Genomic DNA, 14,396 nt, shown 5'->3' with positions numbered 1-14,396 from the left:
GTGGCGCGCGCGCCACCGCCCTTCGTCGCTTGACGCGGGCACCCGCAGTCGGTTGCATGCTTTCTGTGATCGCTCACCGGGTTTCAACTGCCAGTTTCCGTACGTCACGTACGAGCCGCAGGGCCACAGGAACCGCACCGTGGACCCGGTGATCATCGCCGGGGCGGGCCCGGTCGGACTCACCCTCGCGCTCGCCCTCGCCCGTCACGAGGTGCCCGTCGTGCTCTTCGACGAATCCGCGGGCACCGAGGAGAACCGCCTCGCCCGGACCGTCGTCCTGCGCCAGGACACCGCCGCCCTGCTCGAGCGGCTGGGCTGCCGCGCCGCCGCCCGCACCGCGCCGTGGACCGGCTGGCGCACCATGCGGCGGCGGCAGTTGGTCCGGCAGCTCCCCCTGGACCCGGGGCCGCTCTTCGGTCCCGGGCGCGGTACGGGCCTGCCCGGGGCCCGCGACGGCGACCGGCCGGAGAGCGATTCCCCGGACGAGGGAGCGGCCGCCACGCTCTCACCGGTGCATCTTCCGCAGTACGAGCTCACCCGGGCGCTGCGCGGCGCACTGGCCGCCATCGGCGACGAGGACCTCGTCCGGATCGTCGGCGGCACCCGGGTCGAAACCCTGGAACAGGACGCCCGCGGAGTCACCGTGCGCACCAGTGGCGCCGAGGCCACCTGGTGGCGGGGCAGCCATCTGGTCGGCTGCGACGGCCCCCGGTCCACCGTCCGGAAGGCTCTCGGGGTGCGCTTTCCGGGGCGTACGGCAGTGGAGCGGCACGCGGTCGCGGTGCTGCGCGCCGAACTCCCCTGGCCCGGTGAGGCCCTGCTGCACCGCTCGCCCCCGTGGCGCAGCATCGACGCGGAGGTGACCGCGCGCCCGCTGCCGCGCGGCCTGTGGCGCGTCGACTGGCTGCTTCCGCCTGGCCGCGATCTTGTCACCCCCGACGCCCTGCTGGTCCGGGTGCGCGACACCCTCGGTGGGTGGTGCGGGGACTCCGCGCTCCCCTACGAGCTTCTGGACACCGGTGTGCACACCGTGCACCACCGGCTCGCGCGGCGCTGGCGCGTGGGCCGGGCCTTCCTGGCGGGGGACGCGGCGCATCTGCTGGGCGCGCTCGGGACCCAAGGGCTGGAGGAGGGGCTGCGGGACGTCGGCAACCTCGCGTGGAAGCTCTCGCTCGCCTGGCACCACGACGCCTCGGAGGCCCTCCTCGACAGCTATCAGACGGAGCGGCGCGGGGCCGTCGGAGCCCGGCTGCGCACCGCCGACCAGGCCCTGCCGCAGGTACGGTCCGGCGGCTGGCGCGCGGTACGGCGCAATGTGCTGCCGGGCGGGGAGCGCGGCCATGACGCGCTGCTCACCGACGGGCACCTCGGCAGCGGGCCGCTGGGCGCGCCGCCGGTCTACGGCCGCTCCTCGCTGACGCCCGCGGCACCGCCCGAGGGCGCGGTCGCGGTGGGCACGGCGGTCGGGGCGCCGGTCGCCGATGTCCCGGTGACCGCACCGGACGGCTCGGTCGTGACGCTGCGGGAGCGGCTGGGCCGTGAGCTGCTGGTGGTGCTGGTCGCCCCCGGGACCGGGGTGTGGGAGCGCCGGCACTGGATGCGGGCGGGGCTGATGCCGCGGCTGGCGGCTTCGGTCTCCACCTTGCCGATGCGGACGGAGCTGCTGGTCGCCGAGGAGTACCCGGGGGCCCCGGCCCATACGGTGCTGCTGGTGCGGCCGGACGGGCACCTCGCCGCGGCCCTGTCCGGGGTCCGGCCCGCCGAGCTGTACACCTGCGCGGACGCGCTGCGGGGCGGGGCCAGGACCCAGGACGAGGTGGACCGGGACGCGGAGGCGACCGCGCGCCGGTAGGGCGAAGGTGAGGGAGGGAAGGCGGAGGAGGAGACGGAAGCGGAGACGGGGGCGGTTGACCTCGCCTTCCGGCGCATGCTTCACTGCGGAGCGTGACTGACACCTGCTTGCCTCGCTTCTGGCGGAGGGTCCATCTGGACCTCGTCCGCTACGCGGGCTGCGTGTGTCGTCCGTCCTGTTGATCCGCATGTCTCCCGCGCGGCCCGGCCGCGCTCCTTTCGCGATCATTCAGGACGGTTCCTGTGCCCGATGTACGCATTCCCTCGCCTTCCGCGGCTGTCTCCGCCTCGCCCACTGACGCCGGTGCCGCCGGTGGCGTCGTTGCCGCCGCCCCCGCGCGCTCGGTCGAGGATCCCGGCCCGGCGGGCCCGCCGACCGAGGCCGAGCTGCTCGACTTCGCCCGCCGTACGGCGGCCGACGCCGCACTCGTCGCCTCGCTCCCCCTGGACCCGGAGGGTCGCACCTGGCTACGGCTCCAGGGGCCGGGCGGCAGCGAGGCGTGGCTGATCGGCTGGCCTCCGGGCACCGGCACCGGCTGGCACGACCACGGCGGCTCGCACGGTGCGTTCGTCACGGCCGCCGGTGAGCTCACCGAGCAGTCCCTCGCGGTGCGACTGCCCACCGAGGGCTGGAAAACCCTGGAACTCGCCGATGACGTGGACCGCGGGCGGCAGCTGCGCGCCGGACAGGGCCGGGCCTTCGGTCCACACCATGTCCATGAGGTGCTCAACCTGGCCGCCTCCCGGCACGCGGTCTCGGTGCACGCCTACTATCCGCCGCTGCCGCTGATGCGGCGTTACAGCCGCACCGGGCAGATGCTGCGTCTGGAACAGGTCGAACAGCCGGAGGAGTGGGGTTAGGCGATGGGCACCACACCACGAGCACCGCGGACCGAGCGGGCAGAGCAGACCCGGCGCAGCGTCGACGAGCTGCTGGACGAGGCCCGGGCGGGCCTCGACCGGCTCGGCCCCACCGAGGCGGCGGCCGTTCAGGCAGCGGGCGGGCTGCTGGTGGACATCCGGTACGCGGCCCTGCGGGACCGCGACGGGACCATTCCGGGGGCGCTGATCGTCGAGCGGAACGAGCTGGAGTGGCGGCTCGACCCGCAGTGCGACCACCGGCTGCCGGAGGCCGACCACCACGACCTGCCAGTCGTGGTGGTGTGCAACGAGGGGTACGCGTCCAGCTTCGCGGCCGTGTCCCTGCGGCAGCTGGGACTCACCCGGGCGACCGACCTGGTGGGCGGCTTCCAGGCGTGGCGTGCGGCCGGGCTGCCCGTGGAGCCGCCCGCTTCCTCTGACACTGCCTGACCATCCATGACACCCGCGTGGGCAACGGGCCGCGGGGGCAGGCCGTGGGCGGCGCGGCCCGCGGGGGCCGGAGCCCTGGGCGGACTGGGCAGGCCGGGCGCCTCGGCGGTCAGCCCTCCGGGGCGTAGTGCTCCAGCAGCTCCGGGTCCTCCCCCTCCTCCTCCAGGGCGCGGCGCACCACCCGGAGCGCCAGCCCCTCCCCGTACCCCTTGCGCGCCAGCATTCCGGCGAGGCGGCGGAGCCGCTTCTCCCGGTCCAGGCCCCGGGTCGCCCGCAGCTTGCGCTCGACCAGCTCGCGGGCGGTGCGCTCCTCCTGGTCGGCGTCGAGCTGCCCCATGGCGTCGTCGATCAGAGCGGAGTCAACGCCCTTGGTACGCAGCTCGCGGGCGAGCGCACGGCGGGCGAGCCCCCGGCTGTGGTGCCGGGACTCCACCCAGGCGGCGGCGAACGCGGCGTCGTCGATCAGCCCGACGTCCTCGAAGCGGGACAGCACTTCCTCCGCCGCCTCGTCCGGGATGCCTCGTGTCCGCAGTGCGTCAGCGAGCTGCTGACGGGTGCGCGGGGTCCCGGTGAGCAGGCGCAGACAGATCGCCCGCGCCTGCTCCTCGGGACTGGGCGGCGGCCCCTGCCCGGCCCTCGACGGGGAGGGGGCGCCGCCATCCGGACGGGCCGGTCGCTCCGGACCACCCGGGTCCTGCGGCCATGCGGTCCGCCGGGTCATGGATCAGCTCTTGGCCACGGCGGTCTTCGCCGCCTTGGCCCCCGACTTGGCCGCCGGAGCGGGCGCGGCCTTCACCGGTGCGGCCACCGGCTCCGCGCCGCCCGCGGCATCCTCGCCGGGCTCGGCCGCGGTCTCGGGCTTGACGCCGATACCGAGCTTCTCCTTGATCTTCTTCTCGACCTCATTGGCCAGATCGGGGTTGTCCTTGAGGAAGTTGCGGGCGTTCTCCTTGCCCTGCCCCAGCTGGTCGCCCTCGTAGGTGTACCAGGCACCGGACTTGCGGATGAAGCCGTGCTCGACGCCCATGTCGATCAGACCGCCCTCACGGCTGATGCCCTGGCCGTAGAGGATGTCGAACTCGGCCTGCTTGAAGGGGGGCGCGACCTTGTTCTTCACGACCTTGCAGCGAGTGCGGTTGCCGACCGCGTCCGTGCCGTCCTTGAGGGTCTCGATCCGGCGGATGTCGATGCGGACCGAGGCGTAGAACTTCAACGCCCGGCCACCGGTCGTCGTCTCCGGGGAGCCGAACATGACACCGATCTTCTCCCGGAGCTGGTTGATGAAGATCGCGGTGGTCTTCGACTGGTTGAGCGCGCTGGTGATCTTGCGGAGCGCCTGGCTCATGAGCCGGGCCTGGAGGCCGACATGGGAGTCGCCCATCTCGCCCTCGATCTCCGCACGCGGCACCAGCGCGGCGACGGAGTCGATGACGATGAGGTCGAGGGCGCCGGAGCGGACCAGCATGTCCACGATCTCGAGCGCCTGCTCACCGTTGTCCGGCTGGGAAAGGATCAGCGAGTCGGTGTCCACGCCCAGCTTCTGCGCGTAGTCGGGGTCGAGGGCGTGCTCCGCGTCCACGAAGGCGACCGTGCCGCCCGCCCGCTGGGCGTTGGCCACCGCGTGCAGGGTCAGGGTCGTCTTACCGGAGGATTCCGGGCCGTAGACCTCCACCACGCGGCCGCGCGGCAGCCCGCCCACGCCGAGGGCGACATCGAGAGCGGTCGACCCGGTGGGGATGACCTCGATGGGATCGTTCGGCCGGTCGCCCATGCGCATCACGGCGCCCTTGCCGAACTGCCGTTCAATCTGTGCGAGCGCGGCGTCGAGCGCCTTCTCGCGGTCGTTTCCAGCCATGGGCTCCACCCGGTTTGCTTGAGTCGATCGCTTCACGTCCCTGACGCTAGCGCCTGCCACTGACAAGCGGCCCGGACGTGCTCGGCCTGTGGATAACCGGGCCGGGACTCCATGAGAATGGATGTTCGATTTTCGTGTCAACCGCGCCGCGACAGGGCGTGGCGCACCCGCGCCAGCGCCGAGGCACCGCGCCGCCGGGTGCGCCCGTGCACCCGCGGATCGTCCGTCACGTCGTAGCGCTTGATGTACGCGCCGAGGAACGCCTGGAGCGTCGCGGTCGCCGGAATCGCGATCAGCGCGCCCACGGCGCCGAGCAGCGCGGTGCCCGCTATCACCGATCCGAACGAGACGGCCGGGTGGATGTCGACCGTCTTCGCGGTGATCCGCGGCTGGAGCAGGTAGTTCTCGAACTGCTGGTAGATCACGACGAAGCCCAGCACCCACACCGCGAACCAGGGGTTGATGGTGAAGGCGATCAGCATCGGCAGGGCTCCGGCCAGGTACGTGCCGATGGTCGGGATGAACTGGGAGACCAGACCGACCCACACCGCGAGCGCCGGCGCGTAGGGCACGGACAGCGTCTCCAGCAGGACGTAGTGGGCGATCCCGGAGATCAGCGCCATCAGCCCGCGCGAGTAGATGTAACCGCCGGTCTTGGCGACCGCGATCTCCCACGCGCGCAGCACCTCGGTCTGGCGGGCCGGGGGCAGTACGGAGCACAGGGCGCGGCGCAGCCGCGGGCCGTCGGCGGCGAAGTAGAAGGCGAACAGGGTCACCGTGAGGACCTTGAACAGTCCGCCGAGCACCTGCGTCGAGACGTCCAGCACATTGTTGGCGCTGTTCTTCACATAGCCCTGGAGCCAGTCGGAGTGGAGCAGGCTGTCCTGGATCTCCAGCCGTGACAGATCGGTGTGGAAGGTGTCGTTGACCCAGCTGACCACCTTGTCGAGGTACTTCGGGAACTCCTCGACCATGGTGACGATCTGGTCGGCGAGCATCGAGCCGAGCAGGGTGAAGAAACCGGCCACGGAGATGAGGATGGCGAGGAAGACCAGTCCGGTGGCCAGTCCGCGGCGCATGCCCCGCGCGGACATCCGGTCCACGGCCGGCTCTATCGCCAGGGCCAGGAAGAAGGCGATCAGGATGTTCAGCAGCAGCCCGGTCAGCTGATCGAAGGCCCAGCTGGCGAGGCGGTAACAGGCCACCAGCGCAAGCGCCAGCACCATCGCGCGGGGCAGCCAGCGCGGCATGCGCGCGGACTCCGCCGTGGGAGGACGCTCGGGGTTCACGGCGGCCGGAGCGGCGGCTGGGGTGCCGTCGGCGCTGGGCGGGAGGGTCTCTTCGGTCGGGGCCACCGGGCAAGTGTGGCGTACATCCGCCGAAAATATCCGGCCACCCCCTCATTGGCTTGAGCCCGACTGCCGGAGGGCGGCTCCCTCAGCGTTTGTCCTCGGGGATGTCCAGCGCGGCGCACACCCCGCGCCACACCTCCTTGGCGCTCCAGCCCGCGTCCAGTGCCTGGTGCACGGTCCGGCCGCCGAGTTCGGACATCACATGATCGCGCGCAAAGGAGTCGGCGTACCCCGTACCGAAGTAGTCCGCCATCCGCTGCCAGAAGACCGTCAACCGCATGCGCCCAGTATCGCGCTCCCGGGGTGCACCGGGGCGTGAGCCCCCTGCCGGGGGTACCGCGCACCCTACGGTCTGACCATGGACCGTTCCGTGAGCCTCTCCTCGTCGCCGCCCTCGCCGTCCTCCGCTCTCGCGCGGGCCGAGCGGTTCGTGTGGCTGACCGCCCGGGTGCTGGAGCAGCGCCGCTTCGCGTATCACTTCCTGGACGGGAGCGCGGAGGCGGTCGAGACCGCGCTCACCGCCTACCTGGTGCCGGACGGCGGCTACGGCCACGGACTGGAGCCGGATCTGCGCGGACCGGTGAGCCAGCCGCTGCACGCCGTGCACGCGCTGCGGGTGCTCGACGGGGTCGGGCGCTGCGGCGGGCAGCGGGTCGAGCGGCTGTGCCGCTATCTGACGGCCGTGTCCACCGCGGACGGCGCACTGCCGGTGAGCCACCCCTCGCTGCGCGGCTATCCGGCCGCTCCCTGGATCCCGCTGGCCGACGATCCACCGAGCGGACTGCTCACCACCGGTCCGGTGGTGGGGCTGCTGCACCGCAACGAGGTGTGGCACGCCTGGCTGTTCCGGGCCACCGACTTCTGCTGGGCCGCGGTCACGGCGCTGGCCGAGGGCGCGCCGGCGCATCCGTACGAGATCGCCGCGGCCGTCGCCTTCCTGGACGGCGTACCGGACCGGGGGCGCGCCGGGGAGGCGGCGGAGCGGCTCGGCCGCCGGGTGCGGGAGCGGGGGCTGGTGTCACCGGGTCCCGGGCGCGCCGAAGAGGCCGCGTCCGTGCCCGGCCAGGGCGGCGCCGGGACACACCTGTTGGTGCACGACGTCGCCCCGGCGCCCGACTCGCTGGCCCGCCGGTGGTTCACCGACGCGGAGGTGGACCGGTCGCTGGACGTCCTCGCGCAGGCGCAGCGGGAGGACGGCGGCTGGCCCGCCCGCCGGCGCGCCTGGGCGCCGGGGGCGGCACTGGAGACGCGGGCGGTGGTGACCCTGGAGGCGCTGCTCAGCCTGCGCGCCTACGGGCGCGCGGTTTGAGGCTCGCACGGGCGTTCACAGGGTGCGGACGGCGGCGGTGACGATGACGGCCACGGCGACCACCACCAGGAAGGGGGCGCGCAGGATCAGGGCGAGCGCGGCCGCGCCGAGCCCGGCCGCCCGCGCGTCCAGCACCAGGTGCGCTCCGTCGGTGAAGGTCTGCTGGGCGGTCAGGGCGGCCAGCAGAGCCACCGGGAGCAGCGCCGCCAGCCGTCTGACGACCGGCCGCTCCAGGGCCCCGGCGGGCACCGAGAGGCCCAGCAGTTTGAACAGGTAGCAGCCGGCGGCGGTGAGGCCGATGGCGATCCAGGTGTTCATCCGCCCGTCGCCTCCCGTCCGCCGCCCCCGCCGTCCCGTCCGCGCGCGACGCGTCCGCGCGCCATGAGGACGGCGGGGGCGGCGAGCGCGGCCACGAGCACCGGCACCCCGGCGGGCAGCACCGGCTGGCAGCCGAGGACGAGCAGTACGGCGAGTCCGGCCACGGCGCGCTCCAGGGTGGAGCCGAGCATCGGGGCCAGCAGGGCGAGGAAGACGGCGGGCCCGGCGGCGTCCAGCCCCCAGGCGGCGGTGTCGCCGAGCGCGGACGCCCCCAGGGCACCGATCAGGGTGCTGAGGTTCCACAGCACGTACAGGGTCAGCCCGGTCACGGTGAAGCCCAGGCGGGCGGTGCGCCGGTCGGGCTGGGCGAGGGCGACGGCGGAGGTTTCGTCGATCACCCAGTGGGCGGCCAGGGGGCGCAGCGGGCGGGGGACGCCGAGCAGCCCGGACAGCCGCAGCCCGTAGAAGGCGTTACGGGCCCCGAGGAAGAACGCCCCGGCGGCGGCCGTGAACGGATTGCCGCCCGCGGCGAGCGCGCCGACCAGCGCGAACTGGGAGGCGCCGGTGAACACCAGCAGGCTCAGCGCACAGGTCTGGAGGAGGCCGAGCCCGGCGCCCGCCGAGGTCACACCGAAGGCGAAACCGGAGAGCCCGACGGCCACGCCGACGCCCAGGGCGTCACGGATCACGGCGGAGTCCGCCGGGGGCGCGTCGGACTCGGTTCGTATGTCTATCTGTTCTGGCACATCCCGCACGCTAGGCGAGCACGTCGGGCCCGTTCTTGTACGTTCTTGCACGCTCGCGCCGGTAGGCGCCCGGCGGTACCCCGACGATGCGGGTGAAGTGCCGGTTCAGATGGGGCTGATCGGTGAAGCCGACGGCGACGGCCGCCTCGGCCGGTGCGGCCCCGGCGTCCAGGAGGCGGCGGGCCCGGCGCACCCGGGCGTCGGTCAGCCAGGTGTGCGGCGGCATCCCATAGGCGGCGCGGAAGGCACGCAGCAGGGCGAACGGGCCGGTGCCCAGCTCGGCCGCCAGCCGCTCCAGGGACGGCGGGTCCGCCATTCGCTCCTCGAGCAGCGCACGGGCGCGCATCGCGATCCGCGCGCCCGCGGTGGGCGGCGTGCGCGCCGGAAGCGGTCCGCCATGGTCGCGCAGCAGCCGGGCGACGGCGACGCGCAGCAGACTGTCGGCGGCCAGCGCGTTGCCCTCCTCGGCCGCCCGGTGCACCTCGGTGACCAGCCGGGCGGTCCGCGGATCGTCGACGACGGCCGCCCCGAACCCGGCCGTACCACGCAGGGAGGTGGTCTCGGCGGCGATGGCGGCGATCACGTCCACGTCCGGGTACAGCACGCTGTAGCTCCACCCCTCGGGCACCCCGGCCTGTCCGGTGTGCGGGGTCTCGGGGTTGATGAGCGCGAGCCCGCCAGGTCCGGCCCGCTCCACCGTCCCGCGGTGGTGGAACTCCTCGACGCCCTCGGTGATCGCCCCGATCACGAAGGTCTCATGAGTGTGCTGGACGAAGGTCTTGCGGATGTAGCGGGCACGGAGCAGATCGACCCCCGGCAGCTGGGGGTACCGCCAGTGCCGCGCGCTCTCACCGGTGCCCATGCCCCCATTGTGCGTCCCGGTCCGGCCGCCGCCGCATGGTGTGTCCCGGTCCGGCCGCCGCTGACCAGCGGATCCGCTCGGTTGTCAGTGGTGCGGTGCACGATGGGGGACATGGCAGGCTCGGCGCTCGACGCTTTCTCCCCGGCCACCCGTGGGTGGTTCACGGGCGCCTTCACCGCGCCCACGGCCGCGCAGGAGGGAGCCTGGCGGGCCATCGGCCAGGGGTCGGACGTCCTGGTCGTCGCGCCCACCGGCTCCGGGAAGACGCTGGCCGCGTTCCTGGCCTCGCTGGACCGGCTGGCCGGTGAGCCCCCGCCCGCCGAGGCCAAGAAGCGCTGCCGGGTGCTGTACGTCTCACCGCTGAAGGCCCTCGCGGTCGATGTCGAGCGCAACCTCCGCAGCCCGCTCACCGGGATCCGCCAGGAGTCCGTGCGGCTGGGCCTGCCCGAGCCGGAGATCCGGGTGGGCATCCGCTCCGGCGATACCCCGGCCGCCGAGCGCCGGGCCCTGGCCAGCCGCCCGCCGGACATCCTGATCACCACCCCCGAGTCGCTGTTCCTGATGCTCACCTCCGCCACCCGGGACGCGCTGCGCGGCGTGGAGACGGTCATCCTGGACGAGGTGCACGCCGTCGCGGGCACCAAGCGCGGCGCCCATCTCGCGCTGACCCTGGAGCGGCTCGACGAGCTGCTCGACCGACCCGCCCGCCGCATCGGGCTGTCGGCCACCGTGCGCCCGGTGGACGAGGTGGCGCGCTATCTGTCCCCGCGCCGCGCCGTGGAGATCGTGCAGCCGCCCTCGGGCAAGGAGTTCGACCTGTCGGTGGTCGTCCCGGTCGAGGACCTCGGCGAGCTGGGCGGCTCCCCCGTACAGGACGGGGAGACCGGTGAGCGCCCCTCGATCTGGCCGCATGTGGAGGAGCGGATCGCCGATCTCGTCCAGGCCCACCGCTCCACCATCGTCTTCGCCAACTCCCGGCGGCTGGCCGAGCGGCTCTGCAACCGGCTCAACGAGATCGCCTATGAGCGCGCCACCGGCGAGGCGCTGCCCGAGGACCACTCCCCGGCCGAGCTGATGGGCGGGTCCGGGGCGGCCACGGGCGCGCCCACGCTGCTGGCCCGCGCACACCACGGCTCGGTCTCCAAGGAGCAGCGGGCGCTGGTCGAGGAGGACCTCAAGGCCGGGCGGCTGCCCGCCGTGGTCGCCACCTCCAGTCTGGAACTGGGCATCGACATGGGCGCGGTGGACCTGGTCGTCCAGGTCGAGTCCCCGCCTTCGGTGGCCTCCGGGCTCCAGCGGGTGGGCCGCGCCGGCCACCAGGTGGGCGCGGTCTCCACCGGAGTGGTCTTCCCCAAGTACCGCGGCGATCTGGTCCAGTCGGCGGTGGTCACCGAGCGGATGCGGGAGGGCGCCATCGAGGCGCTGCGGGTGCCCGCCAATCCGCTGGACGTGCTCGCCCAGCAGCTCATCGCCCTCACCGCGATGGACAGCTGGGACGTGGACGAGCTGCTCGCCCTCGTCCGCCGCGCGGCGCCCTTCGCCTCGCTCCCGGAGTCGGCGTACACCTCGGTGCTGGACATGCTGGCCGGGCGCTACCCCTCCGACGCCTTCGCGGAGCTGCGGCCCCGTCTGGTCTGGGACCGCGTGGCCAACACGGTCACCGGGCGGCCGGGGGCGCAGCGGCTCGCGGTGACCTCCGGCGGCACCATCCCCGACCGCGGGCTGTTCGGCGTCTTCCTGGCGGGCGCCGACCCCAAGAAGGGCGGTGGACGGGTCGGCGAGCTGGACGAGGAGATGGTCTACGAGTCGCGTACGGGCGATGTGTTCACCCTCGGCACCACCTCATGGCGGATCGAGGACATCACCCGTGACCGGGTCCTGGTCTCCCCCGCGCCGGGCGTCCCCGGCCGCCTCCCGTTCTGGAAGGGCGACCAGCTCGGCCGCCCGCTCGAACTGGGCCGCGCGCTGGGCGCGTTCCTCCGCGAGCTGGGCGCCCTCGCGCCCGAGGCCGCGCGGGCGCGGCTGCTGGCCGCCGGTCTGGACGCCTGGGCGGCGGACAATGTCACCGCCTATCTCGACGAGCAGCGCGGCGCCTGCGGCCATGTGCCCGACGACCGGACCATCGTGGTGGAGCGGTTCCGGGACGAGCTGGGCGACTGGCGGGTCGTGGTCCACTCCCCCTTCGGCGCCCAGGTCCATGCCCCCTGGGCGCTCGCCCTGGGGGCCCGGCTGTCCGAGCGGTACGGCATGGACGCCCAGGTGATGCACGCCGACGACGGCATCGTGCTGCGCCTGCCCGACGCCGATCTGATGGGCCTGGACCTGCTCGACGGCGATCCGTCGCGGCAGGGCACCGAGTACGACACCGAGCAGTCGCCCGTAGGAGCCGCCGACGTCGCCTTCGACAAGGGCGAGATCGGCGACATCGTCACCGACCAGGTCGGCGGCTCGGCCCTGTTCGCGTCCCGCTTCCGCGAATGCGCCGCCCGCGCCCTCCTGTTGCCGCGGCGCAACCCCGGCAAGCGCACCCCGCTGTGGCAGCAGCGCCAGCGCGCCGCCCAACTGCTCCAGGTGGCGAGCGAGTTCGGATCCTTCCCGATCGTCCTGGAGGCCGTCCGCGAATGCCTCCAGGACGTCTTCGACGTCCCCGGCCTCACCGCGCTGATGGGCGATATCGAGGCCCGCCGGGTGCGGCTGGTGGAGGTCACCACCCCCGAGCCGTCACCCTTCGCCCGCTCGCTGCTGTTCGGCTATGTCGCCCAGTTCCTCTACGAGGGCGATTCCCCGCTTGCCGAGCGCCGCGCCGCCGCCCTGTCCCTGGACTCCCGGCTGTTGGCCGAGCTGCTGGGCCAGGCCGAGCTGCGCGAGCTGCTCGACGCCGAGGTCCTCACCGAGCTGGAGCGCGAGCTGCAATGGCTCACCGAGGACCGCCGGGTCAAGGACGCCGAGGGCGTCGCCGATCTGCTGCGGCTGCTCGGTCCGCTCACCGGGGCCGAGCTGTCCGAGCGCGGCGCCGACCCGCGGTGGGCCGAGGATCTGACGGCGGCCCGGCGCGCCATCCGGGTGCGGATCGCGGGCGAGGACCACTGGGCGGCCGTCGAGGACGCCGGGCGGCTGCGGGACGCCCTCGGCACCGCGCTGCCCGTCGGCGTCCCCGAGGCGTTCACCGAGCCGGTCAAGGACCCCCTCGGCGATCTGCTGGCCCGCTACGCCCGCACCCACGGCCCGTTCACCTCCGCCCAGGCCGCCGCCCGCCTCGGTCTCGGCACGGCCGTCACCGACGGCGCCCTGCACCGGCTCGCCGCGAGCGGCCGGATCGTCCAGGGCGAGTTCCATCCCGCCGGAGTCGGCCAGGAATGGTGCGACGCGGCCGTGCTGCGGCGCCTGCGCCGCCGCTCGCTCGCCGCGCTGCGCCACGAGCTGGAGCCGGTGCCGCCCGCGGCGCTCGCCGCCTTCCTGCCCCAGTGGCAGCACCTGGGCACCCACAGCCTGCGCGGTCCCGACGGTCTGGTGCGCGCGATCGAGCAGCTCCAGGGTGCCCCGGTGCCCGCCTCCGCCCTGGAGAAGCTGGTGCTGCCCTCCCGGGTCGGCGACTACACCCCCACGATGCTCGACGAGCTGACCGCCGCCGGGGAGGTGGTCTGGGCGGGGGCGGGCGCGCTGCCCGGCAAGGACGGCTGGGTCACCCTCCACCTGGCGGAGACCGCGCCGCTGCTGCTGCACACCCCCCACCCGTTCGAGGCGGGCCCGCTGCACCGGGCCGTGCTGGACACCCTGGCCGGGGGCTACGGCCTCTTCTTCCGCCAGATCGCCGAGCAGGTCCGCGCCGCCGGGCACGAGTTCCAGGATCCCCAGCTCGCGGAGGCCATCTGGGACCTGGCCTGGTCCGGGCGGCTCACCGGTGACACCCTCGCCCCGCTCCGCTCCCTGCTGGGCTCGGGCCGTACCGCGGGCGCCACCGCCCACCGCGCCAAGCGTGCGGTCCCCCGGGGGCGTTACGGCGGCCTCACGGGCCGCACCGGCCGCCCCGCCGCCTCCCGCGGCGGCCCGCCCACCGTCGCCGGACGCTGGTCGCTGCTGCCGGAGCGGGAGGCCGAACCCACCCACCGGGCGCACGCGTTGGCGCACACCCTCCTGGACCGGCACGGGGTCGTCACCCGCGGCGCGGTCGCCGCCGAGGGCGTCGAGGGCGGCTTCTCCGCGGCGTACCGGGTGCTGGCCGCCTTCGAGGAGACCGGCCAGGCGCGCCGCGGCTATGTGGTCGAGGGGCTGGGCGCCGCCCAGTTCGCGATGGACGGGGCGGTGGACCGGCTGCGCGCGGTCAGCACCGCCCGTGACCGCGCGGCGGACCCCGCCCCGGGCCCGGTGTTCGACGGCCGGCCGGGGCAGCCGTCCCGGCGTACCGTCGTCCTGGCCGCCGCCGACCCGGCCAACGCCTATGGCGCCGCGCTGCCCTGGCCCGATCCGCCCGCGGACGCGGGTCACCGGCCCGGCCGCAAGGCGGGGTCGCTGGTGGTGCTCGTCGACGGCGAGCTGACCCTCTATATGGAGCGCGGCGGCAAAACCCTGCTCGCCTGGCCCTCGGGCGAGGCCGAGGCCGCGTCCCCCGAGGACGACGGGCGGCTGCGGACGGCGGTCGGGGCGCTGGCCGAGTCGGCCCGCGCGGGCGCCCTGGGCGCCGTGACCGTCGAGCGGATCAACGGCGGAGCGGCGCTGTCGTCCCCGGTCGGCCGGATCCTGGAGGCGGCCGGGTTCCATGCGACGCCGCGCGGTCTGCGGCTCCGCCCCTGAG

13 protein-coding genes are annotated in these 14,396 nt (G+C 74.2%); 6 read left to right on the top strand and 7 right to left on the bottom strand.

The genetic code is table 11. The annotated features are described in order from the left end of the window. The first annotated feature begins 139 nt into the window (after nucleotides 1-139). The 4 genes from AB0C66_RS32230 (at nucleotide 140) to AB0C66_RS32215 (ending at nucleotide 3,162) form a co-directional block, all read left to right on the top strand. Entirely contained in the window at nucleotides 140-1,852 is a 1,713-nt protein-coding gene (locus AB0C66_RS32230) for an FAD-dependent monooxygenase (protein WP_362446724.1), read from the top strand. A 92-nt stretch (nucleotides 1,853-1,944) separates the two neighbouring features. Further along, nucleotides 1,945-2,034: a putative leader peptide gene (locus AB0C66_RS32225; RefSeq protein ID WP_309471148.1), complete on the top strand. Its 90-nt coding sequence runs from the start codon at nucleotides 1,945-1,947 to the stop codon at nucleotides 2,032-2,034. 60 nt (nucleotides 2,035-2,094) lie between these two features. Next, nucleotides 2,095-2,712 (top strand): cysteine dioxygenase, encoded by a 618-nt coding sequence (locus AB0C66_RS32220; protein ID WP_362446721.1) that lies wholly within the window; start codon nucleotides 2,095-2,097, stop codon nucleotides 2,710-2,712. A gap of 3 nt (nucleotides 2,713-2,715) precedes the next feature. Next, nucleotides 2,716-3,162 carry a rhodanese-like domain-containing protein gene (locus AB0C66_RS32215; protein ID WP_362446718.1) on the top strand — a complete coding sequence of 149 codons (447 nt, stop codon included), beginning with the start codon at nucleotides 2,716-2,718 and terminating at the stop codon, nucleotides 3,160-3,162. 109 nt (nucleotides 3,163-3,271) lie between these two features. Here AB0C66_RS32215 and recX read toward each other — a convergent pair whose 3' ends face one another. The 4 genes from recX to AB0C66_RS32195 all read right to left on the bottom strand — a co-directional run bounded on the left by recX (nucleotide 3,272) and on the right by AB0C66_RS32195 (nucleotide 6,649). Further along, on the bottom strand, nucleotides 3,272-3,883 hold the full coding sequence (gene recX, locus AB0C66_RS32210) for a recombination regulator RecX (RefSeq protein ID WP_362446715.1): 612 nt from the start codon (nucleotides 3,881-3,883) through the stop codon (nucleotides 3,272-3,274). A gap of 3 nt (nucleotides 3,884-3,886) precedes the next feature. Further along, complete coding sequence (gene recA, locus AB0C66_RS32205; RefSeq protein ID WP_362446712.1) at nucleotides 3,887-5,017, bottom strand: recombinase RecA; 1,131 nt, start codon at nucleotides 5,015-5,017, stop codon at nucleotides 3,887-3,889. A 137-nt stretch (nucleotides 5,018-5,154) separates the two neighbouring features. Beyond that, a complete protein-coding gene (locus tag AB0C66_RS32200) occupies nucleotides 5,155-6,372 on the bottom strand; it encodes an AI-2E family transporter (RefSeq protein WP_362446709.1) in 1,218 nt (405 codons plus the stop codon). An 82-nt stretch (nucleotides 6,373-6,454) separates the two neighbouring features. Continuing rightward, on the bottom strand, nucleotides 6,455-6,649 hold the full coding sequence (locus tag AB0C66_RS32195) for a DUF3046 domain-containing protein (RefSeq protein WP_362446706.1): 195 nt from the start codon (nucleotides 6,647-6,649) through the stop codon (nucleotides 6,455-6,457). 78 nt (nucleotides 6,650-6,727) lie between these two features. Here AB0C66_RS32195 and AB0C66_RS32190 point away from each other — a divergent pair, with 78 nt between their 5' ends. Beyond that, nucleotides 6,728-7,678: a hypothetical protein gene (locus AB0C66_RS32190; protein ID WP_362446703.1), complete on the top strand. Its 951-nt coding sequence runs from the start codon at nucleotides 6,728-6,730 to the stop codon at nucleotides 7,676-7,678. 15 nt (nucleotides 7,679-7,693) lie between these two features. Here AB0C66_RS32190 and AB0C66_RS32185 read toward each other — a convergent pair whose 3' ends face one another. Genes AB0C66_RS32185 through AB0C66_RS32175 form a run of 3 tightly spaced genes read right to left on the bottom strand, consistent with a single transcriptional unit; the run spans nucleotide 7,694 to nucleotide 9,604 of the window. After that, nucleotides 7,694-7,996, bottom strand: coding sequence for an AzlD domain-containing protein (locus AB0C66_RS32185; protein WP_362446701.1), 303 nt, complete (start codon nucleotides 7,994-7,996; stop codon nucleotides 7,694-7,696). Beyond that, nucleotides 7,993-8,751, bottom strand: a complete 759-nt coding sequence (locus tag AB0C66_RS32180) for an AzlC family ABC transporter permease (RefSeq protein WP_362446698.1) — start codon at nucleotides 8,749-8,751, stop codon at nucleotides 7,993-7,995. Before AB0C66_RS32180 ends, AB0C66_RS32185 begins: the two co-directional genes overlap by 4 nt. Nucleotide 8,752: 1 nt before the next feature. Next, nucleotides 8,753-9,604, bottom strand: a complete 852-nt coding sequence (locus tag AB0C66_RS32175; protein WP_362446695.1) for an AraC family transcriptional regulator — start codon at nucleotides 9,602-9,604, stop codon at nucleotides 8,753-8,755. 111 nt (nucleotides 9,605-9,715) lie between these two features. Here AB0C66_RS32175 and AB0C66_RS32170 point away from each other — a divergent pair, with 111 nt between their 5' ends. Further along, on the top strand, nucleotides 9,716-14,395 hold the full coding sequence (locus tag AB0C66_RS32170; RefSeq protein WP_362446692.1) for an ATP-dependent helicase: 4,680 nt from the start codon (nucleotides 9,716-9,718) through the stop codon (nucleotides 14,393-14,395). The last annotated feature ends 1 nt before the right edge of the window (nucleotide 14,396 follow it).

It is taken from the genome of Streptomyces sp. NPDC048636, assembly GCF_040650655.1.
Taxonomy (GTDB): domain Bacteria; phylum Actinomycetota; class Actinomycetes; order Streptomycetales; family Streptomycetaceae; genus Streptomyces.
Note: the sequence above shows the minus strand (reverse complement) of the source record. Positions and strands in the feature narration are given on the sequence as shown.